Below are 23,981 nucleotides of genomic sequence, written 5' to 3'. Positions count from 1 at the left end.
TGGCAGGATCGAGTCATGCCAGACGCGCTCGATCCCACCCCGTACGACGCCCTGCTCCTGCTCTCCTTCGGCGGCCCCGAAGGCCCGGACGACGTGGTCCCGTTCCTGGAGAACGTCACGCGCGGGCGCGGCATCCCGAAGGAGCGCCTGAAGGAGGTCGGGCAGCACTACTTCCTCTTCGGCGGGGTCAGCCCCATCAACGCCCAGAACCGCGCCCTGCTGGACGCCCTGCGCAAGGACTTCGCCGAGCACGGCCTGGACCTGCCGGTCTACTGGGGCAACCGCAACTGGGCGCCGTACCTGACGGACACCCTGCGCGAGATGGTCGCCGACGGCCGCCGCCGCATCCTGGTGCTCGCCACCAGCGCCTACGCCTCCTACTCCGGCTGCCGCCAGTACCGCGAGAACCTCGCCGACGCGCTGGCCGCTCTCGAGGCCGAGGGCCTGCCGCTGCCCAAGGTCGACAAGCTGCGGCACTACTTCAACCACCCCGGCTTCGTCGAGCCCATGACCGACGGCGTGCTGCGCGCCCTGGAGGACCTCCCCGAGGACGTCCGCGCGGGCGCCCACATCGCCTTCACCACCCACTCCATCCCGACCTCCGCCGCCGACACCTCCGGCCCCGTGGAGGCTCACGGTGAGGGCGGCGCCTACGTCGAGCAGCACCTGGACGTGGCCCAGCTGATCGCCGACGCCGTCCGTGAGCGCACCGGAATCGACCACCCCTGGCGGCTGGTCTACCAGTCCCGCTCCGGCGCCCCGCACATCCCGTGGCTGGAGCCGGACATCTGCGACCACCTTCAGGAGCAGCACGCCGCGGGCGTCCCGGCCGTGGTGATGGCGCCGATCGGCTTCGTCTCCGACCACATGGAGGTCCTCTACGACCTCGACACCGAGGCCAAGGCCAAGGCCGAGGAGCTGGGCCTGCCGGTGCGCCGCTCGGCCACCGTCGGCGCCGACCCGCGTTTCGCCGCCGCCGTCCGCGACCTGGTCATGGAGCGCGCCGCCGTCGAGAGCGGCCGGGCGGTCACCCTCTGCGCCCTGGGCTCCCTCGGCCCGAGCCACCACGTCTGCCCGGTCGGCTGCTGCCCGGCCCGTGCCCCGCGCCCGGCCGCCGCCGGCGCCGACAGCCCCTACGCGTGAGGAGACCCGTGACCGATCCCCTGCACCGGGAACTGCTGGAACTGGCCCAGGAGGCCGCCCGCCGCGCCGGTGACCTGCTGCGGGACGGCAGACCGGCCGACCTCGCCGTGGCGAGGACCAAGTCGAGCCCGATCGACGTGGTCACCGAGATGGACATCGCGGCCGAGAAGCTGATCACCGATCTGATCTCCGGCCACCGCCCCGACGACGGCTTCCTCGGCGAGGAGGGCGCGTCCGTGGCGGGCAGCAGCGGCGTGCGCTGGGTGATCGACCCGCTCGACGGCACGGTGAACTACCTGTACGGCCTGCCGACCTGGGCGGTGTCCGTCGCCGCCGAGCAGGACGGGGAGACGGTCGTCGGAGTGGTCGCGGCTCCGATGCGCGGCGAGACGTACCACGCCGTGCGTGGGGCAGGGGCGTGGGCCACCGGCGCGTGGGAGGGCGAGCGGGCGCTCGTCTGCCGTCCCGCGCCCCCGCTGGAGCAGGCCCTGGTCTCCACCGGCTTCAACTACGTCACCGAGGTCCGCACCCACCAGGCCGAGGTCGCCGCCCGGCTGATCCCGCTGCTGCGCGACATCCGGCGCGGCGGCTCGGCGGCGGTCGACCTGTGCGACGTGGCCTGCGGCCGGCTCGACGGGTACTACGAGCGCGGGCTCAACGCGTGGGACTTCGCCGCGGGCGACCTGATCGCCCGGGAGGCGGGCGCGCTGGTCGGCGGGCGGCCCGGAGAGGGGCCGTCGCGGGAGCTGACCGTCGCCGGGTCGCCGGGCGTGTTCGAGCCCCTCCAGCGGCTGCTGGAGGACTTCGGCGCCTGGCACGACTGAGTACGGAGGCCGACGGCCGCCGGAACGCGCAGGGACCCCGGCGCTGGATTCGCCAGGGTCCCCTTGTGCGCTTTCGGGCCGATCAGACGCGTGACGCGCCGACCTCCACACCGTGTTCGGCGGCGAGGCGTCGCAGGTCGTCGAGCTCTGCCTGCTCCACCTCGACGAGGAAGTCGTCACCCTCGTCACGAGCCCGCGACAGGTCGGACTCGGTCGCCCTTATGCGCTGCAGAAGTCCTGCGGTGAAAGCGTCCATGCTGCGCCCCCTCGTCCTGGGTCGTGGGTCGGTGGCACGGGGGTGTGCCGGTTGGGAAAGGGGCGATCACGTCTCTCGCGGGTGCCCAGCGCTGCCCTGCTGGGCGGCGACGGTGCCGGACACCCACGCCCGCTCTGCGAAGCGGATCGCGGTGTACCGCATGGTGCTGCGTTACATGCAGAGCGTGATCGCGGGGTGTAAAGCCGTCCTCCCCCCGCTCCCTCGTCCGGAAACCTCAACCGGAGGAGAAATTCTCGTATTCCCGGCCCGGGGCGCCGGTCCGTACGGTCCGCAACCCGCCTTACAGCCGACTTACGACCGAAAAGGGCAGGATGGAGGTCACACCCCACGAACGCCCCTGCCCGCACGCGCCCACGGCGCGGCTACGCGGGTGGACATGAGGAAGGACAAGCGACGTGCGCGTACTCGTCGTCGAGGACGAGCAGCTGCTCGCCGATGCGGTGGCCACCGGACTGCGCCGGGAGGCCATGGCCGTCGACGTCGTGTACGACGGTGCGGCCGCCCTGGAGCGCATCGGCGTCAACGACTACGACGTGGTCGTCCTCGACCGCGACCTCCCGCTGGTGCACGGCGACGACGTCTGCCGCAAGATCGTCGAGCTGGGCATGCCCACGCGCGTGCTGATGCTCACCGCCTCCGGTGACGTCAGCGACCGGGTGGAGGGCCTGGAGATCGGCGCCGACGACTACCTGCCCAAGCCCTTCGCGTTCAGCGAGCTGATCGCGCGCGTGCGCGCCCTCGGCCGCCGTACGAGCGTGCCCCTGCCGCCCGTCCTGGAGCGCGCCGGCATCAAGCTGGACCCGAACCGCCGCGAGGTCTTCCGGGACGGCAAGGAGATCCAGCTGGCACCCAAGGAGTTCGCGGTGCTGGAGGTGCTCATGCGCAGCGAGGGCGCGGTCGTCTCGGCCGAGCAGCTGCTGGAGAAGGCCTGGGACGAGAACACCGACCCGTTCACCAACGTCGTGCGCGTCACCGTGATGACCCTGCGGCGCAAGCTGGGCGAGCCTCCGGTGATCGTCACCGTCCCCGGCTCCGGCTACCGGATCTGATCCGCCATGGCCGCCACCCCCGCGCCGCCCCAGGCGCCCCCGAAGCCCACCTGGGACCCCAGAAGGCCGCAACCGCCCTTCCCGTGGCTGCGCCCGACCATCCGCATACGGCTCACGCTCCTGTACGGCGGCATGTTCCTGATCGCCGGCATCCTGCTGCTGTCGATCATCTACCTGCTGGCCGCACAGGCGATCAGCACGGGCAACCAGCCGCTGTTCAAGATCGTGAGCGGCACGGCGATCCGGGTCTCCAGCGACAACTGCCCGGCGATCAACACCACCAGCCTGCCGCTGTCGGAGTTCAACGACGCGATCGCGCACTGCGTCGACCAGCAGCGCCAGGCCGCCCTGGACGATCTGCTCAGCCGCTCGCTGCTGGCCCTGCTGGGCCTCGCCGTGATCGCCTTCGCGTTCGGTTACGCGATGGCGGGCCGCGTGCTGTCCCCGCTCGGCCGGATCACCCGCACCGCCCGCCAGGTGGCCGGTTCCGATCTGTCCCGCCGGATCGAGCTGGACGGCCCGGACGACGAGCTGAAGGAGCTCGCGGACACCTTCGACGACATGCTGGAGCGGCTCGAGCGGGCCTTCACCGCCCAGCAGCGCTTCGTCGGCAACGCCTCGCACGAGCTGCGCACCCCGCTCGCGATCAACAGAACGCTCCTCGAGGTGCACCTGTCCGATCCGAACGCGCCGGTGGAGCTGCAGCAGCTCGGCAAGACCCTGCTCGCCACCAACGAGCGCAGCGAGCAGCTGGTCGAGGGGCTGCTGCTGCTCGCCCGCAGCGACAACCAGATCGTCGAGCGCAAGCCCGTCGACCTGGCGGAGGTCGCCACCCAGGCCATCGACCAGGTGCGCGCCGAGGCCGACGCCAAGGGCGTGAAGATCCGCGGCGAGCGCAAGCCCGTCGTGGTGCAGGGCAACGGCGTGCTGCTGGAGCGGATCGCGCTGAACCTGGTGCAGAACGCGGTGCGGTACAACGTGCCGGAGGACGGCTGGGTGGAGGTGCACACGGAGGTCCAGCACGGCCAGGCGGTGCTGACCGTCACCAACTCCGGACCAGTGGTTCCGGCGTACGAGATCGACAACCTCTTCGAGCCCTTCAGACGGCTCCGTACGGAGCGCACGGGCAGCGACAAGGGTGTGGGTCTCGGCCTGTCCATCGCCCGGTCCGTGGCCCGCGCGCACGGCGGCCACATCGGCGGGCAGCCCCGCGAGGGCGGGGGGCTGGTGATGCGGGTCACCCTCCCGCTGTGATCCTCGACGGAGCCGCCGGACCGGTCCGCGCGCGCCATGGGCCGACACACGCGGAGCATGTTCGCTTCACGCGGAATTTTTCAGCCGCCGAATGAGCTTGCTCCTGTGTGATCGATCACATGGGCGAATTTTCGGCCATGTACTCTCTGTGATCATGAAACATGACGGAAAGCCGGGAAAGTCCTGGTTTTCAGGGCTCTTGATCACGGGAAGTACACGGTGAGGCGCCTTTGAGGTGCGACATCAGGACCGTGTACGGTCCTCACCGCCATCCAAGCCGATCACTCTTGAGGGGTCGGGTTGGGTGTCGATTGAGTAACAGACCTTGATGTGAGGCAAAATCTCCGCCTCAGGTCGGGCACAAGTCCGGCCTCTCACGCGTTACGTGCGCTGGAGACACCGCAGACACCCAGAGGGGGAGAGCGACTATGGCAACCGACTACGACACTCCACGCAAGACCGACGACGACGTCGACTCGGACAGCCTTGAAGAACTGAAGGCCCGGCGGAACGACAAGACCACCTCGTCGGTCGACGTCGACGAGTTCGAGGCCGCCGAGGGCCTCGAGCTGCCCGGCGCCGACCTCTCGAACGAGGAGCTGGCCGTCCGGGTGCTGCCCAAGCAGCAGGACGAGTTCACCTGCATGAGCTGCTTCCTGGTGCACCACCGCAGCCAGCTGGCCCGGGAGAAGAACGGCCAGCCCATCTGCCGCGACTGCGACTGAGGCCGGGTCGGCCGTGTCTGGCTCGACCCCTCCTCGGAAGCGCCGCTTCTCCCTGGGGAAAGCGGACGAAGGGCCGTCCGACGGCCCGCACGGCGCGCGTGACGACGAGCGGGGCGCACCCGGAGTGGTGGCCCCGCTCGAACCGGCCGGCGACCGGGCCGACCACCCGGTACGGGTGCGCACCCCTGCGCCGGTCGCCCGGCGGAGGGCAGCGGTGATGGGCGGCAAGGCCCGGGACATGGCCCGGCAAGGGATCCGCAGGGGTGGCAGCGGCGCCCGCGCGGGTCTGGCGTACCTCGCCGACCGGATCATCGAGATCGCCCCGCGCATCCCCGTACGCGACCTCGCGACCCTGCGCCGGCAGTTCCCCGGCCTCGGGCCCGAGGAGCTCGCCGACAAGCTGGTGGCGGGCGCCACGGCCGGGACCGCGACGGTCGGGGCCGGCATCGGAGCGGCGGCCATGCTGCCCGTGCCGCCGGCCATGCCGACCGAACTGGCCGCGGAGATCACCGGGGTCGCCGCGATCGAGCTGAAGCTCATCGCCGAACTGCACGAGGTCTACGGCGTCAGACCGCCGGGGAACCTCAGGACCCGCAGCACCGCGTATCTGTCCTCCTGGTCGGGGGAGCGCGGGGTCGACGTGCTCAAGCCGTCGACGTACGACTCGGCCCTCGGCGGCCAGCTGAAGCGCCGGCTGCGCCAGCAGATCATGAGACGCATGGTCCGGGATCTGCCCAGCCTCATGCCGTTCATGGTGGGAGCCGCGGTCGGGGCGGTCGTCAACCGGCGGGACACCAGGCGGCTCGCCGCCCGCATCCGGGCCGACCTGCGCGCGATCCAGGTGCCCTGGGACGAGCTGGAGCAGCTGCCGCCGCTGGAGAAGCCGGCCGAGCCCCTGGACCTGCGCGACCTCCCCGAAGAGCGCTAGACGAGCGCGGGACGCGTGCCGCTCAGGCGTCCGCCGTGCGCGCCGCCTCGATCGCCGCCGCCAGCTTCTCCGGCTCCCGCGTCGACAGATACAGGTACGGCGTCGGGTCCTCGGGGTCCGTGACCTCCACCCGGAGCGCCGTCGGGATGTAGCCGCGCAGCAGCAGGAACGCCCGGGTGTCGGCCTTGTACGTCCGCCAGGCGCGGGCCTCCTCCGCGTCCAGCACCTCCGCCTCGCCCAGCGCCGACACCGGGATCTTCGCCTCGCCCGCGATCAGCGAGCCGCCCACGACGCGGATGCGCGGCGAGCCGTACGCGCTGGCCACGACGGCCGCCGCGGCCGTACCGCCGACCAGGCCGCCGAGCAGCGGCAGGGTGCCGAACGGAAGCAGGATCAGGGCGAAGGAGACGCCCACGAGAAAGCTGATCAGCCACCACGAGCGCGGGGCGGTGAGGCGTTCTTCGTAGGGGGTGGCGGAGAGCTGCATGAAGCCAAGCTTGGCACGGGACCCGGATCGCCCCGTAAGGCAGGGGCAGCTGGCGCGAAGCGCCGCCGAGCAGGGCGGTGGTGGGGAACGGGCGGACGGGTAAGGTCTGCGCCTGTGAGTGGTAGTTCCGCAAGCCTTCAGCCTCCCGCCGACGCGGTGAAACCGGTACGGCACCCCGACGCGCCCGCGCCCGGAGAACTCCTCGGCGCCCATTACGAACACTGTTTCGGCTGCGGTCCCGGGCAGCCGCACGGACTGCACCTGGAGGCGCGGGCCGGCGACGGCGTCTCGCTGACCGCCGAGTTCACCGTCCAGTCCGCCCATCAGGGCGCCCCGGGCCTCGCGCACGGCGGTGTGCTGGCCACGGCCCTGGACGAGACCCTCGGCTCGCTGAACTGGCTGCTGCGGACCATCGCCGTCACCGGCCGGCTGGAGACCGACTTCGTGCGGCCCGTCCCCGTGGGCACCACGCTGTATCTGGAGGCGGAGGTCACCGCGGTCGCCGGACGCAAGATCTACTCCACGGCCACCGGACGCCTCGGCGGCCCCGACGGACCCGTCGCCGTCCGCGCCGACGCGCTGTTCATCGAGGTCAAGGTCGACCACTTCATCGACCACGGCCGCCGGGAGGAGATCCAGGCCGCCATGAGCGACCCGGACCAGATCCGGCGCGCCCGCGCCTTCGAGGTGAACCCGTGAGCCGTAGCCCGCTCGACGTACTGATCCGGCGCGTCGACCCCGACGTGCCGCTGCCCGCCTACGAGCATCCGGGGGACGCCGGAGCCGATCTGCGCACCACCGAGGCGTGCGAGCTGAAGCCCGGTGAGCGGGCCGTGCTGCCCACGGGTGTGTCGATCGCCCTGCCCGACGGGTACGCGGCCTTCGTGCATCCGCGTTCCGGTCTCGCCGCCCGCTGCGGTGTCGCCCTCGTGAATGCCCCGGGGACGGTGGATGCCGGGTACCGTGGGGAGATCAAGGTGATCGTGGTGAATCTCGACCCGCGCGAGTCCGTGCGGTTCGAGCGCTTCGACCGGATCGCCCAACTGGTCGTCCAGCAGGTCGAGAGGGTCCGCTTCCGCGAGGTGGCGGAACTTCCCGGCTCGGCGCGGGCCGAGGGGGGCTTCGGGTCCACCGGCGGTCATGCCGCGGTGGGCGGCGAGAGCGGCACAAGCGGTCAGGCCGCCAAGGGCGGTCCGACGGGTGGGAATCGATACGCTTCGGTCGTATCCGACCGGGAAGGACAGTGACGTGTTCGGACGTCGCAAGAAGAAGGGTGCCGCCGAGGACGCGGCCGGCGAGGCCGAGCAGGTCGTCGACAGCGTCGACACCGAGGCGGACGAGGTGGAAGAGGTCGAGCGCGAGCGCGTCCGGCTGGAGCCCGGGCCCCGGCCCGACGGGCCGTGGGACAGCAGCGAGGTGCGCGACCCCGGCGAGGGCCGCGTGGACCTGGGCGGTCTGTTCGTGCCGGGCGTCGACGGCATGGAGCTCCGGGTGGAGGTCGCCGGTGACGCGATCGTCGCCGCGACCGTCGTGCTGCGCGACAGCGCCATCCAGCTCCAGGCCTTCGCCGCGCCCAAGCGCGAGGGCATCTGGGGCGAGGTCCGCGAGGAGATCGCCTCCGGGATCACCCAGCAGGGTGGCATCGTCGACGAGGTCGAGGGCCCGCTCGGCTGGGAGCTGCGCGCCCAGGTGCCGGTGCAGCTGCCCGACGGCACCGGCGGCTTCCAGGTCGTGCGGTTCGTCGGTGTGGACGGCCCGCGCTGGTTCCTGCGCGGCGTGATCTCCGGGCAGGGCGCGGTGCAGCCGCAGGCGGCCGGGCTGCTGGAGCAGATCTTCCGCGACACGGTCGTGGTCCGCGGCGACGGCCCGATGGCGCCCCGCGACCCGATCGTCCTGAAGCTGCCCAACGACGCGCAGATGGTGCCCGAGGGGGTCCAGCAGGAGGAGGGCTCGCGCTTCTCCGGCGGGATGGGGCAGCTGCAGCGGGGGCCTGAGATCACGGAAGTCCGCTAGGCGCTCCGCTGGGTTCAGCGGGAATGACACGGGCCGTGCCGTTGGGTGCGGCCCGTTTTTGCGGGCTTCCGCCGTTGGGGATCCGTGTCATCGCCGGGTGCGGGTGCGGGTGCGGGTGCGGGTGCGGGTGCGGGTGCGTTGTGGTTGTTCGCGCCGTTCCCCGCGCCCCTTGCGGGGCGTCATACTTGCCGTCGGTTGACGGGGGAGGAGCGTTATGGCGCAGGTGGTTACCGAGACCATGGTGCGGGTCGAGGATGTCCACAAGTCGTACGGGGCGGGCGCCGGGGCCGTGCACGCGTTGCGCGGGGTTTCGCTGGAGGTGCGGCGCGGGGAGCTCGTCGCGCTCAAGGGGCGCTCGGGGTCCGGGAAGACCACCCTGCTGAACATCGTCGGCGGGCTCGACACGCCCGATCGCGGCCAGGTCGAGGTCGACGGGCTGCGGCTGGGGGAGCTGGGCGAGAGCGAGCTGCTGCGGCTGCGCCGGGACCGGATCGGGTTCGTCTTCCAGTCCTTCGGGCTCATCCCCATCCTCACCGCGGCCGAGAACGTCGGCGTGCCGCTGCGGCTGCGCCGCGCCGACCCGCGCGAGCGCGAGGAGCGCGTGGAGCTGCTGCTGTCCCTGGTGGGCCTCGCCGGGCACGCGGCCCAGCGGCCCGGCGAGCTGTCCGGCGGCCAGCAGCAGCGGGTCGCCATCGCCCGCGCCCTCGCCAACCGGCCGGCCCTGATCGTCGCCGACGAACCGACCGGCCAGCTCGACGCCGAGACCGGGCACGCCGTGATGGAGCTGCTGCGGGCCGTCGTCCGCAGCGAGCAGGTCACCGCGCTGGTCGCCACCCACGACGCGACCCTGCTGGACCTGGCCGACCGGGTGCTGGAACTGCACGACGGCGAGATCGCCGAGCACTGAACCGGCCGGTCCGGCACGGCGCTCATCAGGGTTGCGTCAAAGTTGCCCGCCAGTCATCCTCCCTGTCCTTTTTGCCGTGATTACGGGCCGTAGGGTCGACGCTGCGCAGGCAGGAGTCACGGGAAGACAATGGAGCCATGGCACGCGGCAAGCTGCGGATCTACCTCGGTGCGGCACCGGGCGTCGGCAAGACCTACGCCATGCTCTCCGAGGCGCACCGCCGTGTGGAGCGGGGCACCGACTGCGTGGTGGGCTTCGTCGAGCACTACGGCCGGCCGCGCACCGAGGTGATGCTGCACGGCCTGGAGCAGGTGCCGCGCCGGCAGCTGGAGTACCGGGGGACCGTCTTCGCCGAGATGGACGTCGACGCCGTGCTGCGCCGGGCGCCCGCCGTCGCCCTGGTCGACGAACTCGCCCACACGAACGTCCCCGGCTCCCGCAACGCCAAGCGCTGGCAGGACGTCGAGGACCTGCTCGCCGCCGGCATCGACGTGATCTCCACCGTCAACATCCAGCACCTGGAGTCACTCGGCGACGTGGTCGAGTCGATCACGGGGGTGCGGCAGCGCGAGACCGTGCCGGACGAGGTCGTACGGCGGGCCGACCAGATCGAGCTGGTCGACATGTCGCCCGAAGCCCTGCGCCGCCGCATGGCGCACGGCAACATCTACCAGCCGGACAAGGTCGACGCGGCCTTGTCCAACTACTTCCGGCCCGGAAACCTGACCGCCCTGCGCGAGCTGGCCCTGCTGTGGGTGGCCGACCGGGTCGACGAGTACCTGACCGCCTACCGCAGCGAGCACCGGGTCTCCAGGATCTGGGGCTCCCGCGAGCGGATCGTCGTCGGGCTGACCGGCGGCCCCGAGGGGCGCACCCTGATCCGCCGGGCCGCGCGGCTCGCCGAGAAGGGCGCGGGCGGCGAGGTGCTCGCCGTGTACATAGCCCGCAGCGACGGGCTGACCGCCGCCTCCCCGAAGGAACTGGCCGTCCAGCGCACCCTCGTGGAGGACCTGGGCGGAACGTTCCATCATGTGGTGGGCGACGACATACCGGCCGCGCTGCTGGACTTCGCGCGCGGCGTCAACGCCACCCAGATCGTGCTGGGCTCCTCGCGCCGCAAGGCCTGGCAGTACGTCTTCGGGCCCGGCGTCGGCGCCACGGTCGCCCGGGAGTCCGGACCCGACCTCGACGTCCACATCGTCACCCACGAGGAGGTCGCCAAGGGCCGCGGACTGCCCGTGGCCCGGGGCGGACGGCTCGGACGCGCCCGGATCATCTGGGGCTGGGCGGTGGGCCTGGCGGGCCCCGCGGTTCTCGCGGTGCTGCTGAACACCGTCGACCTCGGCCTCGCCAACGACATGCTGCTGTTCCTCGCCGTCACCGTCGCGGCGGCGCTGCTCGGCGGCCTGCTGCCCGCCCTCGCCTCGGCGGCCTTCGGCTCGCTGCTGCTGAACTACTTCTACACCCCGCCGCTGCACCGCCTCACCATCGCCGACCCCAAGAACATCGTCGCCATCGCGATCTTCTTCGGCGTCGGCATGTCGGTCGCCTCGGTGGTGGACCTCGCCGCCCGGCGCACCCACCAGGCCGCCCGGCTGCGCGCCGAGTCGGAGATCCTCTCCTTCCTCGCCGGCAACGTGCTGCGCGGCGAGACCAGCCTGGAGGAACTGCTCGAGCGGGTCCGCGAGACCTTCGCCATGGAGTCGGCCGCGCTGCTGGAGCGGGCGAGCGACGTCGAGCCGTGGACCTGCGCCGGGCGGGCCGGCTACGGCCGGCCCCTGGAGCGGCCCGAGGACGCCGACGTGGACATGCCCGTCGGCGACCACCTGGCGCTCGCGCTCACCGGCCGGGTGCTGCCCGCCGAGGACCGCCGGGTGCTCGCCGCGTTCGCCGCACAGGCCGCCGTCGCCCTGGACCGCCGGCGCCTTCAGCAGGAGGCCGACCAGGCCCGCGCGCTCGCCGAGGGCAACCGCATCCGCACCGCCCTGCTCGCCGCCGTCAGCCACGACCTGCGCACCCCGCTGGCCGGCATCAAGGCCTCCGTGACCTCGCTCCGGTCGGACGACGTCGAATGGTCGGACGAGGACCGGGCGGAGCTGCTGGAGGCCATCGAGGAGGGCGCCGACCGGCTGGACCACCTCGTCGGCAACCTCCTCGACATGTCCCGTCTGCAGACCGGCACGGTCACCCCGCTGATCCGCGAGATCGACGTGGACGAGGTCGTGCCGATGGCGCTCGGCGGCGTGCCCGAGGACAGCGTCGAGCTGGACGTGCCCGAGACCCTGCCGATGGTCCAGGCCGACCCCGGGCTGCTGGAGCGGTCCGTGGCCAACCTGGTGGAGAACGCCGTCAAGTACAGCCCGCGCGGCCGCACCGTGCTGGTCTCGGCGAGCGCCATGGCCGGCCGGGTCGAGGTGCGGGTCGTGGACCGGGGACCGGGCGTGCCGGACGACGCCAAGGAGCGGATATTCGAGCCCTTCCAGCGGTACGGTGACGCCCCGCGCGGCGCCGGGGTCGGGCTCGGGCTGGCGGTCGCCCGGGGCTTCGCCGAGGCCATGGGCGGCACCCTGCACGCCGAGGACACGCCGGGCGGCGGACTCACCATGGTCCTGAGCCTGCGGGCGGCAGGATCGGATTCCGGGCCCGTGGACGGGCGCCGGGACATCGCGGAACGAGAAAGGCAGACGACTCCATGACCCGGGTGCTCGTGGTCGACGACGAGCCGCAGATCGTGCGCGCCCTCGTGATCAACCTCAAGGCGCGCAAGTACGAGGTCGACGCGGCGCCCGACGGCCGTACCGCCCTGGACATCGCCGCCTCCCGGCACCCCGACGTGGTCGTGCTCGACCTGGGTCTGCCCGACATGGACGGCGTCGAGGTGATCAGGGGCCTGCGCGGCTGGACCCGGGTGCCCATCCTGGTGCTGTCCGCGCGGCACTCCTCGGACGAGAAGGTGGAGGCGCTGGACGCGGGCGCGGACGACTACGTCACCAAGCCGTTCGGGATGGACGAGCTGCTGGCCCGGCTGCGGGCCGCCGTGCGGCGCGCCGAACCGGCCGGGCCCGGCGAGGACGACCTGACGTCCGTCGAGACGGAGGGCTTCACCGTCGACCTGGCGGCGAAGAAGGTCAACCGGGCCGGCCGGGACGTCCGGCTCACCCCGACCGAGTGGCACCTGCTGGAGGTCCTCGTCCGCAACACCGGCCGCCTGGTCAGCCAGAAGCAGCTGCTGCAGGAGGTGTGGGGCCCCTCGTACGGCACCGAGACCAACTACCTGCGCGTGTACATGGCCCAGCTGCGCCGGAAGCTGGAGACGGACCCGTCACACCCGAAGCACTTCATCACGGAGCCGGGTATGGGGTACCGGTTCGAGAAGTGATGGAGTGCCGGTCCGAGAGGTGAGGTCCCGTGCGAAGTGAGCTGGGCTACGGTGCTGTCGGTGGGCCCCGGTACGCTTCATGTATGAGTGCTGTTCCTCGATCCGAAAAGCCGGCCGGCCGGTTCCGGCGCATGCTCGACCGGCTCTCCTCGTCACAGGAGGACCTGGAGTCCGAGGAGCTGCGCGAGGACGCCGAGACCACGGGCTGCACGAAGATCGGCGACTGCCACGACCGGCAGATCGTCACCGTAACTGGTACCTTGCGCACGGTCACCCTGCGTCCGCGGGCCGGGGTCCCGGCGCTCGAGGCCGAGCTGTTCGACGGTTCCGCCGCGCTGGACGTGGTGTGGCTCGGCAGGCGTTCCATCGTGGGCATAGAGCCGGGACGCAGGCTGATCGCATCGGGCCGGATCTCGATGAGCCGGGGCCGCCGGGTGCTGTTCAACCCGAAATACGAACTGCGACCCCTCGGACGGGAGTAGCCGGTGACGTCCCTCGACAAGCCGACCGAAGGCACCGACCAGACCACGTCGGACGACGCTCGCGCGGTGACCGAGGCAGCGCTTTTCGAGGCGTTCGGCGGTGTCCGCGGCATGGTGGAGACGGTCGTGCCGGGACTGCTGTTCGTCGCGATCTTCACGGTGAACAAGAACCTGCACGTGTCGGCGCTCGCCGCGCTGGCCGTCTCCCTGGTCCTGGTCGTGGTCCGGCTCGCGATGAAGGACACCGTCAAGCACGCCTTCAGCGGTGTGTTCGGCGTGGCCTTCGGCGTCGTGTTCGCGATGTTCACCGGGAACGCCAAGGACTTCTACCTCCCCGGCATGCTCTACACGCTCGGCCTCGCGCTGGCGTACATCGTCACCACCCTCGCCGGGGTGCCGCTGATCGGTCTGATCCTCGGCCCGGTCTTCAAGGAGAACCTCTCCTGGCGCACCCGCAACCCCGGCCGCAAGAAGGCCTATGCCAAGGCCAGTTGGGCCTGGGGCCTGATCCTGCTCGCCAAGTGCGCGATCCTCTTCCCGCTCTACTGGTGGTCCGACACCACCAGGCTCGGCTGGGTCCTGGTCGCCCTGAAGATCCCCCCGTTCCTGCTGGCCGTGTGGCTCACCTGGGTCTTCCTGGCGAAGGCGCCGGCCCCCATCGACGTCTTCGCCGAGATGGAGGCGGAGGAGAAGGCCGAGCAGGAGCGCAAGGCCGCACTGTCCGACAGCGGCGAGACACCCGGCGGCCGGCACCGCCGCGAGGCCTAGCCGGCAGCCGTACGACGACGAAGGGCGCCCTTTCGGTGAAAGGGCGCCCTTTTCCGGTTTCCCGGCGCCGGCCGGGCCTCGTCTTCGCGGTTTCCCGGTGCCGGTCAGGCCTCGTCGTCGCGCCGCACCGACAGCAGCTCCTCCAGCTGCTCCTCACGGGCCTGAGCGGCCACGAACAGCAGCTCGTCGCCCGGCTCCAGGGAGTCCTCCTTGGACGGGGTCAGCACGCGGGTGCCGCGGATGATGGTGACCAGGGAGGTGTCCTCGGGCCAGCGGACGTCGCCCACCTGGGTCCCGGCCAGCGCCGACTCCTCGGGGAGGGTCAGTTCGACGAGGTTGGCGTCGCCGTGGCTGAAGCGGAGCAGGCGCACCAGGTCGCCGACGCTCACCGCCTCCTCGACCAGGGCCGACATCAGACGCGGGGTGGAGACGGCCACGTCCACGCCCCAGGCCTCGTTGAACAGCCACTCGTTCTTCGGGTTGTTGACGCGGGCGACGACGCGCGGGACGCCGTACTCGGTCTTCGCGAGCAGCGAGACGACCAGGTTGACCTTGTCGTCGCCGGTCGCGGCGATGACGACGTTGCAGCGCTGCAGCGCCGCCTCGTCCAGGGACGTGATCTCACAGGCGTCGGCCAGCAGCCACTCAGCCTGCGGCACCCGCTCCACCGAGATGGCGGTCGGGGCCTTGTCCACGAGCAGGACCTCGTGCCCGTTCTCCAGCAGCTCGGCCGCGATCGAGCGGCCGACGGCGCCGGCTCCGGCAATGGCGACCCTCATCAGTGACCGCTCTCCTCTTCCGGGCCCTGGGCGAACGCCGCCTCGACCTTGTCCACGTCGTCCGACCGCATCATCACATGCACGAGGTCGCCCTCCTGCAGCACCGTCTGCGAGGTCGGCAGGATCGCCTCGCCGAGGCGGGTCAGGAACGCCACGCGGACGCCCGTCTCCTCCTGCAGCTTGCTGATCTTGTGCCCGACCCACTTCGTGGAGGCGTGCACCTCGGCGAGCTGCACTCCGCCGGTGGGGTCGCGCCACAGCGGCTCGGCGCCGGAGGGCAGCAGCCGGCGCAGCATCTGGTCGGCGGTCCAGCGGACCGTGGCCACCGTGGGGATGCCCAGGCGCTGGTAGACCTCGGCGCGGCGCGGGTCGTAGATGCGGGCGGCCACGTTCTCCACGCCGAACATCTCGCGGGCCACGCGCGCGGAGATGATGTTGGAGTTGTCGCCGCTGGAGACGGCGGCGAAGGCGCCGGCCTCCTCGATGCCCGCCTCGCGCAGCGTGTCCTGGTCGAAGCCGACCCCGGTGACCCGGCGGCCCCCGAAGCCCGGGCCCAGCCGGCGGAAGGCGGTGGGGTCCTGGTCGATCACGGCGACCGTGTGGCCCTGTTGCTCCAGGGTCTGGGCAAGAGCGGAACCCACTCTTCCGCAGCCCATGATGACGATGTGCACGACCGTCCTTCCGATGTCCAAAAGTTACTGCTCAGCATCAGGGTCTCAGACCGAGGCCCAAAGCTACACAGGACGCGTGGCGGTGGGCACCCCCGTGCGGGCCGTCGAGTGATCACCGTCCGTGATCATGCGCGTGAGCAGCGTCGGCGATCGGCTCGGGGATCATCGGGGACGGGCTCCGGCGCGTGATGCTGCGCACGCTGCACAGGGTCAGGATTCCGAGGCCGAGGAGGGCGAGGGTCGCCCCGATCAGCTCCGCGGTGGCGGGCATGGGTCCTCCGAGGTGCGATGACGTACGGGGTTTGCCATCTAGGCACGGGGAGCGCGCGGACCACGGAATCCGCAGTTCACCGCGCCTCCGAGTTCACTCGTGAGGCAGATCCGCGATGCCGGGTGGGCGTGTGCCCGTTCGAAGGCCTACGATCCTCTCTCGTGTCCAAACTGACCGACGTGCCCAAACGGATTCTGATCGGGCGCGCACTGCGCAGTGACCGGCTGGGCGAAACGCTCCTGCCGAAGCGCATCGCACTCCCCGTCTTCGCCTCCGACCCGCTGTCCTCCGTCGCCTACGCACCGGGCGAGGTCCTGCTGGTCCTGTCCATCGCGGGCGTGTCGGCGTACCACTTCAGCCCGTGGATCGCCGTCGCGGTCGTGGTCCTGATGTTCACCGTGGTCGCCTCCTACCGGCAGAACGTCCACGCCTACCCGAGCGGCGGCGGCGACTACGAGGTCGCCACGACCAACCTGGGCGACAAGGCGGGTCTGACGGTCGCCAGCGCCCTGCTCGTGGACTACGTCATGACGGTGGCCGTCTCGATCGCCTCCGGCATCGAGAACCTCGGCTCGGCCCTCCCCTTCGTGGTCCAGCACAAGGTGCTGTGCGCGGTCGCCGTGATCGTGCTGCTGACGCTGATGAACCTGCGGGGCGTGAAGGAGTCCGGGAAGCTCTTCGCGATCCCGACGTACGTGTTCGTCGGCGGCGTCTTCGTCATGATCGCGTGGGGCCTGGTCCGCGCCCTGGTCCTCGGGGACACCATGCGGGCCCCGAGCGCCGACTACCACATCAGGGCCGAGCACCAGGGCCTCGCGGGCTTCGCGCTGGTCTTCCTGCTGCTGCGGGCCTTCTCCTCCGGCTGTGCCGCGCTCACCGGCGTCGAGGCGATCTCCAACGGCGTCCCGGCCTTCCGCAAGCCCAAGTCGAAGAACGCGGCGACCACGCTGGCCCTCATGGGCCTGCTGGCCGTCACCATGTTCTGCGGCATCATCGGCTTCGCGGTGTCGACCAAGGTCCGCATGGCCGAGAACCCGGCCACCGACCTGATCAACCACGGCCACGCGCTGGGCTCCGGCTACGTCCAGAACCCGGTGATCTCCCAGGTCGCCGAGGCCGTCTTCGGCAAGGGCAGCTTCCTGTTCGTCGTCCTCGCGGCGGCGACGGCGCTGGTGCTGTTCCTCGCGGCCAACACGGCGTACAACGGCTTCCCGCTGCTCGGCTCGATCCTCGCCCAGGACCGCTACCTGCCGCGCCAGCTGCACACCCGCGGCGACCGGCTCGCCTTCTCCAACGGCATCGTGCTGCTCGCCGGCGCCGCGGCCCTGCTGACCGTCCTGTACGGCGCCGACTCCACGCGGCTGATCCAGCTGTACATCGTCGGTGTGTTCGTGTCCTTCACGCTCAGCCAGACCGGCATGGTCCGGCACTGGAACCGCCACCTCGCGGTCGAGCAGGACCAGTCCAAGCGCCGCCACATGATGCGCTCCCGCGCGATCAACGCGTTCGGCGCCTGCCTGACCGGCCTGGTGCTGGTCGTCGTGCTGGTCACCAAGTTCACGCACGGCGCCTGGGTGGCCGTCCTCGGCATGTGCATCTTCTACGCGACGATGACCGGGATCCGTAAGCACTACGACCGGGTCGCCGAGGAACTCGCCGCTCCGGACGACCCGGCCGACGACATGGTCCGGCCCTCGCGGGTGCACTCGGTGGTGCTCATCTCCAAGATCCACCGCCCCACCCTGCGCGCCCTGGCCTACGCCAAGCTGATGCGTACCGACACCCTCGAGGCGCTCACGGTCAACGTCGACCCGGCCGAGACCAAGGCGCTGCGCGAGGAGTGGGAGCGGCGCGGCATCGACGTGCCGCTGAAGGTCCTGGACTCCCCGTACCGCGAGATCACCCGCCCGGTGATCGAGTACGTCAAGAGCCTGCGCAAGGAGTCCCCGCGCGACGCCGTCTCGGTGATCATCCCCGAGTACGTCGTCGGCCACTGGTACGAGCACCTGCTGCACAACCAGAGCGCCCTGCGCCTGAAGGGCCGGCTGCTGTTCACGCCCGGCGTGATGGTCACCTCCGTGCCGTACCAGCTGGCGTCCTCCGAGGCGGCCAAGGTGCGGGCCCGCAGGCGGCAGGAGTGGAGCGCCCCGGGCGCCGTACGACGCGGTCCGGCGGGGGAGCGGCCGAAGGAGGCGTCGGCGGCGAAGGAGTGAGCCGGCACCGGGCCCGGGTGCCGGGCCCGGGTTCTCCGGGGTGCCGGACCAGGGTGCCCGGGTGCTGGGCCGCCGAGCCGCCGAGCCCGGCCTGTGGTCAACGGCCGGACGGCAGCCACGTAGACTGGTGGGCTGTTGTCCGGCCTTCCCCGTTTCCCGATCTGGAGTCACCCCGCCATGCAGGCAGAAGAGAAGAAGTCGCTGGTCGGGGCGGAGTACGAGGTCGAGATCGGCCCGGTCGCCCACGGCGGGCACTGCATCGCGCGCACGGCCGAGGGCCAGGTGCTCTTCGTCCGGCACGCACTGCCCGGCGAGCGGGTGGTGGCCCGGGTGACCGAGGGCGAGGAGGGCGCCCGCTTCCTGCGCGCGGACGCCGTACGGATCCTCGATGCCTCCAAGGACCGCATCGAGGCCCCCTGCCCCTTCGCCGGGCCGGGCCGCTGCGGCGGCTGCGACTGGCAGCACGCCAAGCCGGGCGCCCAGCGCCGCCTGAAGGCCGAGGTGATCGCCGAACAGCTCCAGCGGCTGGCCGGCCTCACCCCCGAGGAGGCGGGCTGGGACGGCACGGTGGTCCCGGCCGAGGGCGACAAGCTGCCCGCCGGGCAGGTGCCGCAGTGGCGCACCCGCGTCCAGTACGCCGTCGACGCCGAGGGCCACGCGGGCCTGCGCCGCCACCGCTCGCACGAGATCGAGCGCATCGACCACTGCATGATCGCGGCGCAGGGCGTCAGCGAGCTGGGCATCGAGCGGCGGGACTGGACCGGCATGGAGTCGGTCGAGGCCATCGCGGCCACCGGCTCCCAGGACCGCCAGGTGATCCTGACCCCGCGGCCCGGCGCCCGCCTGCCGCTGGTGGAGCTGGACAAGCCGGTCTCGGTCCTCCGCGTCGACGAGAAGACCGGCGGGGTGCACCGCGTCCACGGCCGCCCCTTCGTCCGCGAACGCGCCGACGGCCGTACCCACCGGGTCGGAGGCGGCGGCTTCTGGCAGGTCCACCCGAAGGCCGCGGACACCCTGGTGACGGCGGTCATGCAGGGCCTGCTGCCGCGCAAGGGCGAGACGGCCCTCGACCTGTACTGCGGAGTGGGCCTGTTCGCGGGCGCGCTGGCCGACCGGCTGGGTGAGAAGGGCGCGGTCCTCGGCATCGAGTCCGGCAAGCGGGCGGTGGAGGACGCGCGGCACAACCTCGCCGACTTCCCGCGGGTCCGCATCGAGCAGGGCAAGGTCGAGTCGGTCCTCCCGCGCACCGGCATCACCGAGGTCGACCTGATCGTCCTCGACCCGCCCCGCGCCGGCGCCGGCCGCACCACGGTCGCCCACCTCGCCTCCCTGGGCGCCCGCCGCATCGCCTACGTGGCCTGCGACCCCGCCGCCCTGGCCCGCGACCTGGCGTACTTCCGCGAGGGCGGGTACCGGGTGCGGACGCTGCGGGCGTTCGATCTGTTTCCGATGACGCATCACGTGGAGTGCGTGGCGATTTTGGAGCCGGCCGCGAAGGGCCTGTGACCTGCGGGTTCCCCGGTCCCGTAACCGCGGTCGAGTCCGGAGCACACAATCCCGGGGCACCGCGATGGCCGGCGTGTGTCCACCGTCGACGTGCGGCTCAGCCGACGAGTTGCTGGCCTCCGTCGACGTCGAAGGTCGCACCGGTGAGCGCGGTGTTGGTCATGATGTGCACGGCGAGAGCCGCCACGTCCTCGGGTACGACGACGCGGCCGATCGGCAGCATGGCGCGCAGCTCCTCGCGGCGGGCCTCGAGTCCGTCGCCGAGGAGCCGGGCCGACAACGGCGTGTCCACGAAGCCGGCGGCGATCAGGTTCACCCGGACCGGTGCGAGCTCGAGAGCGAGACTGGCCGTGAACGCGGGCGTCGCGGCGGTGACCGCGGGGGCGACACCGAGGGCGGCCCGGACGCGGCGGGCTCCCGTGCCGCCCATGAGCAGCAGCGTGCCGCCCGGCCGTACGGTGCCGGCGCAGTGCCGCGCGACCTCGAGGGCGAGCACCATGTGGTCGCTGATCGCCCGGCGCGCCTGATCGGCGTCCATGTCCAGGAGGCGCCCGTAGGACGGGCCACCCGCGGTGACCATCACGTGGTCGATCGGCCCCGGCAGCTGCTGGAAGAACCGTTCGAGCTGCACCGGGTCATGGGCGTCGAAGGCCGCGGTGCTGAGGGCGTCTGCCTCCTTGGCAGCGGTGTGCAGCCGTTCAGGGCTCCGGCCGGTGAGGACCACGCCGGCGCCCTGGGTACGGGCGAGCCGTGCGGTCGCCAGCCCGATGCCCGCGCTCCCGCCGATGACGACGAGGGTCTGCCCGTGCAGGGCCTGGTCGCGGGATCCGTACCCCGCAGGCGGCTCAACCGTCATGATTCCTCCCGCGCTGTGGTGTTGCCGGGGTCGTCCAAAGGACGGGTCCAGCACCTCGTCGAGCTGGGGCAGGAACCAGGCGGCGATCCTGTGCCGGCGGCCCCGCCGGGCCGGGCCGGCGTCTCCTCACCGTTCGACCGGTTGCGACAGAGCATGCTTGACCTGCCGGGTGCGCTCGTCGGTGAGGACTTCGGCCCGGTCGTTCGCCAGGGCCTCCATGGTCTGCTCCGCGACGTCTTCCGCACTCGCCTTCGGTGCGTCCGTGAAGGAGCTGAGATCCGTCTCCACGAAACCGGCGTGGACTCCGATCACGAGGGTTCCCTGCTCGCGCAGGCCTTCCCGCAGCGCGCCCGTCAAGGACCACTGGGCCGCCTTGGAGGCCGCGTACCCGGGAAAGTCCGGCCGGGAGGCCCAGGAGGCGACCGACAGCATGTTGATCAGTGCGCCGCCGCCGTTGCGCGCCAGTACCGGAGCGAAGGCCCGGGAGACGGCCCAGGTGCCGAAGTAGTTGGTCTCCATCGCCTGGCGTGCGCCGTCGAAGGAACCGCTCAGCAGCCCGGTCTCGAATCCTCCGACGCCCGCGTTGTTGATCACGATGGTGACATCACGGGCGGTCGCGGCCGCCGCGGCGACCTCATCGGGCACGGTGACGTCCAGACGCAGCGGACTGAGGTCCTCGTCGGTCACGCTCGCCGGGTCGCGGACGCCTGCGTAGACCTTCGCTGCTCCCCGCGCGATCAGTGCGCGGGCGAACGCGTGGCCGATGCCGCGATTGGCGCCCGTCACCAGGGCGGTCGATCCTCTGATCTCCATCGCGCTTCCTTCCCCTGTGCCGCCTGCCGGTCAGCGAGGGACGACCCGGCGATGGGAGGCTTTGCACCGGACCGCCTCCGGGCGCGCCCCGGGTACCTGCGCGACCCTCCGCAAGGGCGGCTCACCACCCGAAGGCCGGTCCCCGAGCTCCCCCTGATTCCGGGCCGCACCGGGACGGCAGGGTCGTCGCGCACGCAGGTTGCCCACGCGAGAACTCCTCGCCCCCACCAGCGTGCATCGAACGCCGCGGCGACGCATGTGCGACGACGCCCGGCCGCGGCGCCCCCCTTCTCACGCGTTCAGCAGCCAGTCCGCACCGGAGCACGGTGTACGAGCACTCCCCGGAGCCCTGGCGCAGGCGCTGACCCACGGCTTCGGCCGGGGCGGCGGGGGGTTGCCGCGTTCCGCTCACCAAAGGCGCCGTATCAGCCGGCATGAAGGTGCGGCAGCCGTAGCCGGGTGTTCGCGGCGCCGTCGTCCGCGCGCCGCTCCGGTCAGCTCGTGGCGGCTGCCGGCAGGGGCGGGCGGGCTGCGGAGGGCGGGTCGGTGGTGAGGTACGGGCGCAGGGTGCGGCGGGCGGCGAAGAAGGCCGCGTCCGCGAGGGCGGCGCCGGTGGCCGGTGCGACGGCGAGGGACATCGGGACCGGGTCCGGGGCGGGCAGCGGCGGCAGGGTCTCGGGGAGCGGCCGGGGCGCGGTCGCCGAGTCGGGGCTGTGCGCGGGCAGACAGGTCAGGCCCAGGCCGGCGGCGACCGCGGCGCGCAGTCCGGGGACGTCGGGGCCCTCGTAGGCCAGGTGCCAGGGCCGTTCCTGGGCGGTGAGCGCGGCCAGGACGTGCCGGCGCAGGCTGCACGGCTCGCCGCACAGGGCGATCGGCACGGAACCGGAGGCGGGGGAGGGCAGGCTGCCGTACCAGGCGAGCGGCACCGCGCCGACCGGACGGGACCCGGGATCGCGGGCCGGCCGCAGCACCAGGGCGAGGTCGAGCTCCCCGGCGGTCACCCGGGCGGCCAGCGGATCGCTCAGGCCGGTGTGCACGGTCGGGCGGATCCGCGGCATCAACTCCACGAGCGCGGCGAGGAATTCGGGAAGGGCGCCCTCCAGGTAGGGGGAGACGCCGATGTCCACGCGGGCCGGGTGCTCCGCCGCGCTGATCCGGTCGGCGGCCTCGTCGTTGAGCGCGACCAGCCGGCAGGCGTAGTGGTACAACTCCCGTCCGGCGTCGGTGAGTTCGAGCCGACGGCCGGTGCTGGCGAAGACCGGGCCGCCCAGTACGGCCTCCAGGCGCCGTATGTGCTGGCTCACGGCCGGCTGGGTGAGGGACAGGGCCTTGGCGGCCCGCCGGAAACCCCCCGTGCGCACGATGGTCACCAGCGTGCGGAGCTGACCGACATCCAGGTTGCGATACACGCGTTCCCCCTTCCCTGCCCTCGGTCGTTGCCGCGCCTGTGAGAATCTCTTTACCGGCCTTTTTGGTTTTCCTGTCGGCGGGTGACGGATTTCGGACGCATGCAGGCTACAGGCGGCCCCGCCGCCGGACGCACGAATGGCGTCGCGATCTCCGGCCCGGGGTTATCCGAGGCTGGCCGAAAATTGACCGTCGGAGTGGGGCACGGCCGGTCGCGCGGAACCCGGCCGGGGTGGAAGGCAAGCCTGAAAACGGTCGCTGATCAGGCCTGATAACAAACAGAAGTTTGCCCGCCCGCGGTTGGTGAAGTTAGCCTCATGGCGACCCGTGAAGGGAAAACGCGATTTCCGGAAAACCCGCTCGAATTGCGTTGCGCCACCGTTCGCGGGCTCGTCACCGGACGACACACGGAAATTAACTGGGGGAAGGTCCGCATCATGCCGCAGACAACGGCCGCCCACGATTCCGCACCCACCGAACTGTGGAATCCGCACACCTACGACGCGCTGCGCCGGCAGCTCATCCCGTCCTTCGACCTCCTCTACGACAGCGCGGTCGCCGCCGTGGCCCTGTCGGTCGGCCCCGCCCCCCGCGTGCTGGACCTGGGCGCCGGCACCGGACTGCTCAGCGCCGCCCTGCGCGACCGCCTCCCCCGGGCCGACCTGCTGCTCCAGGACCGCTCGGAGCGCATGCTCGCCCAGGCGCGACAGCGGTTCTCCGCCGACGACCTGGTGTCGGTGCGGGTCGCCGACCACCTCGACGCACTGCCCGCCGGACCGTTCGACGCCGTGGTCTCCGCGCTCTCCATCCACCACCTGACCCACGAACAAAAGCGGGACCTCTTCTTCCGTATCCGCGAAATCCTCCGCCCGGGCGGGATATTCGTGAACGTCGAGCAGCTCCTGGCGCCGACGCCCGCCCTGGAGAAGATGTACGACCAGCAGCACGAGGCCCATGTGCACGCCTCCGGAACACCCGCCGAGGAATGGGCCGCCGGCCGCGAGCGCATGAAACACGACATTCCCATCGACGTCGACACCCAGCTCCGCTGGCTGCGCGAAGCGGGCTTCGGCACCGTCGACTGCCTCGCCAAGGACTGGCGCTTCGCCACCTACGCGGGCTGGAACGAGAAGTGACGCCGCGCGCAAGGGGAACGGCACGAAGCAGGACACCCCGCACGAGGCAAAAAACGTACGGGTTCCGTCCGCTTCCCGGCCGGCACCTCCCGG

General features: G+C 71.7%; 25 protein-coding genes. 17 read left to right on the top strand and 8 right to left on the bottom strand.

Annotated features, from left to right (window positions below; all coding sequences use genetic code 11):
• Positions 1-15 precede the first annotated feature (15 nt).
• Together OG956_RS08605 and OG956_RS08600 are read left to right on the top strand one after the other, a co-directional pair.
• On the top strand, positions 16-1,143 hold the full coding sequence (locus tag OG956_RS08605) for a ferrochelatase (protein ID WP_330337357.1): 1,128 nt from the start codon (positions 16-18) through the stop codon (positions 1,141-1,143).
• An 8-nt stretch (positions 1,144-1,151) separates the two neighbouring features.
• The gene (locus OG956_RS08600; RefSeq protein ID WP_330337356.1) at positions 1,152-1,967 is read left to right on the top strand and encodes an inositol monophosphatase family protein; all 816 of its coding nucleotides are present in this window, start codon (positions 1,152-1,154) and stop codon (positions 1,965-1,967) included.
• An 82-nt stretch (positions 1,968-2,049) separates the two neighbouring features.
• Here the strand turns inward: OG956_RS08600 and OG956_RS08595 are convergent, their stop codons facing one another.
• On the bottom strand, positions 2,050-2,223 hold the full coding sequence (locus OG956_RS08595) for a hypothetical protein (RefSeq protein WP_023546087.1): 174 nt from the start codon (positions 2,221-2,223) through the stop codon (positions 2,050-2,052).
• 416 nt (positions 2,224-2,639) lie between these two features.
• Here OG956_RS08595 and OG956_RS08590 point away from each other — a divergent pair, with 416 nt between their 5' ends.
• The 4 genes from OG956_RS08590 (at position 2,640) to OG956_RS08575 (ending at position 6,200) form a co-directional block, all read left to right on the top strand.
• Positions 2,640-3,293, top strand: a complete 654-nt coding sequence (locus OG956_RS08590) for a response regulator transcription factor (RefSeq protein WP_031165802.1) — start codon at positions 2,640-2,642, stop codon at positions 3,291-3,293.
• 6 nt (positions 3,294-3,299) lie between these two features.
• Positions 3,300-4,547 carry a sensor histidine kinase gene (locus tag OG956_RS08585; protein WP_330337355.1) on the top strand — a complete coding sequence of 416 codons (1,248 nt, stop codon included), beginning with the start codon at positions 3,300-3,302 and terminating at the stop codon, positions 4,545-4,547.
• Positions 4,548-4,975: 428 nt separating this feature from the next.
• The gene (locus OG956_RS08580) at positions 4,976-5,272 is read left to right on the top strand and encodes a DUF4193 domain-containing protein (protein ID WP_053655247.1); all 297 of its coding nucleotides are present in this window, start codon (positions 4,976-4,978) and stop codon (positions 5,270-5,272) included.
• Between the two features lie 13 nt (positions 5,273-5,285).
• On the top strand, positions 5,286-6,200 hold the full coding sequence (locus OG956_RS08575; protein ID WP_330337354.1) for a hypothetical protein: 915 nt from the start codon (positions 5,286-5,288) through the stop codon (positions 6,198-6,200).
• Positions 6,201-6,222: 22 nt separating this feature from the next.
• Here OG956_RS08575 and OG956_RS08570 read toward each other — a convergent pair whose 3' ends face one another.
• Complete coding sequence (locus OG956_RS08570) at positions 6,223-6,687, bottom strand: DUF3093 domain-containing protein (protein WP_330337353.1); 465 nt, start codon at positions 6,685-6,687, stop codon at positions 6,223-6,225.
• A gap of 114 nt (positions 6,688-6,801) precedes the next feature.
• Between OG956_RS08570 and OG956_RS08565 the strand changes: the two genes are divergently transcribed.
• From OG956_RS08565 to OG956_RS08530, 8 genes are all read left to right on the top strand, one after another.
• Entirely contained in the window at positions 6,802-7,386 is a 585-nt protein-coding gene (locus OG956_RS08565; RefSeq protein WP_330337352.1) for a PaaI family thioesterase, read from the top strand.
• Complete coding sequence (gene dut, locus OG956_RS08560; protein ID WP_330337351.1) at positions 7,383-7,934, top strand: dUTP diphosphatase; 552 nt, start codon at positions 7,383-7,385, stop codon at positions 7,932-7,934. The genes OG956_RS08565 and dut overlap by 4 nt, the downstream gene beginning before the upstream one ends.
• A 1-nt stretch (position 7,935) precedes the next feature.
• Positions 7,936-8,700, top strand: coding sequence for a DUF3710 domain-containing protein (locus OG956_RS08555; RefSeq protein ID WP_330337350.1), 765 nt, complete (start codon positions 7,936-7,938; stop codon positions 8,698-8,700).
• Between the two features lie 214 nt (positions 8,701-8,914).
• Positions 8,915-9,607 carry an ABC transporter ATP-binding protein gene (locus tag OG956_RS08550; protein WP_330337349.1) on the top strand — a complete coding sequence of 231 codons (693 nt, stop codon included), beginning with the start codon at positions 8,915-8,917 and terminating at the stop codon, positions 9,605-9,607.
• Positions 9,608-9,744: 137 nt separating this feature from the next.
• Positions 9,745-12,303, top strand: coding sequence for a sensor histidine kinase KdpD (locus OG956_RS08545; RefSeq protein ID WP_330337348.1), 2,559 nt, complete (start codon positions 9,745-9,747; stop codon positions 12,301-12,303).
• Entirely contained in the window at positions 12,300-12,986 is a 687-nt protein-coding gene (locus tag OG956_RS08540; protein ID WP_330337347.1) for a response regulator, read from the top strand. Before OG956_RS08545 ends, OG956_RS08540 begins: the two co-directional genes overlap by 4 nt.
• Positions 12,987-13,069: 83 nt before the next feature.
• Complete coding sequence (locus tag OG956_RS08535) at positions 13,070-13,468, top strand: OB-fold nucleic acid binding domain-containing protein (protein WP_330337346.1); 399 nt, start codon at positions 13,070-13,072, stop codon at positions 13,466-13,468.
• Positions 13,469-13,471: 3 nt separating this feature from the next.
• Entirely contained in the window at positions 13,472-14,236 is a 765-nt protein-coding gene (locus OG956_RS08530) for a DUF3159 domain-containing protein (RefSeq protein WP_330337345.1), read from the top strand.
• Positions 14,237-14,340: 104 nt separating this feature from the next.
• On the opposite strand, the gene OG956_RS08525 is transcribed toward OG956_RS08530, so the two are convergent.
• The 3 genes from OG956_RS08525 to OG956_RS08515 all read right to left on the bottom strand — a co-directional run bounded on the left by OG956_RS08525 (position 14,341) and on the right by OG956_RS08515 (position 15,957).
• Entirely contained in the window at positions 14,341-15,015 is a 675-nt protein-coding gene (locus tag OG956_RS08525) for a potassium channel family protein (protein ID WP_330337344.1), read from the bottom strand.
• A complete protein-coding gene (locus tag OG956_RS08520) occupies positions 15,015-15,686 on the bottom strand; it encodes a potassium channel family protein (RefSeq protein ID WP_330337343.1) in 672 nt (223 codons plus the stop codon). Before OG956_RS08520 ends, OG956_RS08525 begins: the two co-directional genes overlap by 1 nt.
• A gap of 112 nt (positions 15,687-15,798) precedes the next feature.
• Positions 15,799-15,957, bottom strand: coding sequence for a hypothetical protein (locus tag OG956_RS08515; protein WP_330343058.1), 159 nt, complete (start codon positions 15,955-15,957; stop codon positions 15,799-15,801).
• Positions 15,958-16,118: 161 nt separating this feature from the next.
• Between OG956_RS08515 and OG956_RS08510 the strand changes: the two genes are divergently transcribed.
• Both OG956_RS08510 and OG956_RS08505 read left to right on the top strand, forming a co-directional pair.
• Positions 16,119-18,170, top strand: coding sequence for an APC family permease (locus OG956_RS08510; RefSeq protein ID WP_330337342.1), 2,052 nt, complete (start codon positions 16,119-16,121; stop codon positions 18,168-18,170).
• 177 nt (positions 18,171-18,347) lie between these two features.
• On the top strand, positions 18,348-19,676 hold the full coding sequence (locus OG956_RS08505; protein WP_330337341.1) for a class I SAM-dependent RNA methyltransferase: 1,329 nt from the start codon (positions 18,348-18,350) through the stop codon (positions 19,674-19,676).
• A 97-nt stretch (positions 19,677-19,773) separates the two neighbouring features.
• On the opposite strand, the gene OG956_RS08500 is transcribed toward OG956_RS08505, so the two are convergent.
• The 3 genes from OG956_RS08500 to OG956_RS08490 all read right to left on the bottom strand — a co-directional run bounded on the left by OG956_RS08500 (position 19,774) and on the right by OG956_RS08490 (position 22,754).
• Positions 19,774-20,532, bottom strand: a complete 759-nt coding sequence (locus OG956_RS08500; RefSeq protein ID WP_330337340.1) for an SDR family oxidoreductase — start codon at positions 20,530-20,532, stop codon at positions 19,774-19,776.
• 126 nt (positions 20,533-20,658) lie between these two features.
• Positions 20,659-21,345 (bottom strand): SDR family oxidoreductase, encoded by a 687-nt coding sequence (locus tag OG956_RS08495; protein ID WP_330337339.1) that lies wholly within the window; start codon positions 21,343-21,345, stop codon positions 20,659-20,661.
• 494 nt (positions 21,346-21,839) lie between these two features.
• On the bottom strand, positions 21,840-22,754 hold the full coding sequence (locus OG956_RS08490; protein ID WP_330337338.1) for a LysR family transcriptional regulator: 915 nt from the start codon (positions 22,752-22,754) through the stop codon (positions 21,840-21,842).
• A 435-nt stretch (positions 22,755-23,189) separates the two neighbouring features.
• On the opposite strand from OG956_RS08490, the gene OG956_RS08485 reads away from it, so the two are divergent.
• A complete protein-coding gene (locus OG956_RS08485) occupies positions 23,190-23,888 on the top strand; it encodes a class I SAM-dependent methyltransferase (protein ID WP_330337337.1) in 699 nt (232 codons plus the stop codon).
• Positions 23,889-23,981: the final 93 nt, after the last annotated feature.

The organism is Streptomyces sp. NBC_00557, from assembly GCF_036345995.1.
Lineage (GTDB): Bacteria > Actinomycetota > Actinomycetes > Streptomycetales > Streptomycetaceae > Streptomyces.
This window is presented reverse-complemented; position numbering and strand designations above follow the sequence as displayed.